We start from the raw sequence: 803 nt of genomic DNA on the forward strand, positions 1-803 counted from the left end.
ATTGAATAGATATCCGAATCCTTGCGAATCAGTCCGACATCTTCGAAAATTGACATTATCGAGTCAAACCTGTCACTACGACGAACCCAAGCGTACTCTTGCTTATAAAAATAATTCTCTCCTTTCAGCTCAAACCGAAACGTGGTATTCCCGAAGTGTATCTTTTCATAGGCGATTACATCATGTTGTTGAACCACTTCATCGATGAGTTTCCTGAACAAACCCTCTAATGAGATCTGACCTAGATCGCCCCGAATTTCAGTTATAAAACTACGTAAACTCCAGTTCTGCAATTCTCTCTCGATTATCCATAAGTTCTTTTCAGAAAAAGTATCCATATGCTGCCAATATCGGATTATTAGAACAAAGAGGAGAAGCATCGCATGCCCAATCACTCGAGGATAGTCACCCTCATCCATTGCATCGGAAACCTTCATGCTTAGAGCATGCTCTGACAGGGAATCTTGGATTCTAACACTCGCATCAAACAATTTACTTGTTTCAGCATCCAGCGGACCTGAGACTCCTTTGAGGGATAATAAGAGATCAATAACCTCTGACAATACTCTCCCACTAACGTCAACATTCAGATAGTCACTAACGATTGTGGAGAAGTCCGCGCAATTCTCAACAAATTGGCCCTTTGAAAGGCCTCCCGGGCACTCCTCTAAAGAATAGATGAATGACGTCAGGATCTGCTCTAAAACAAGAGTGAAAAACTCGTGAAACTGAAAGGATCTCCACTGCTCCATCACTTCTAAAATCAAATGGTTGGGAGGCTGGTATTCAACAAGGTTTCCATC

General features: G+C 42.0%; 1 protein-coding gene. It reads right to left on the minus strand.

The annotated features are described in order from the left end of the window. On the minus strand, positions 1–803 hold an 803-nt coding region (locus EI28_RS14590; protein ID WP_197018540.1), incomplete at both ends, for a hypothetical protein.

The sequence above is a fragment of the Methanoculleus sp. MH98A genome (assembly GCF_000691865.1).
Classification (GTDB): domain Archaea; phylum Halobacteriota; class Methanomicrobia; order Methanomicrobiales; family Methanoculleaceae; genus Methanoculleus.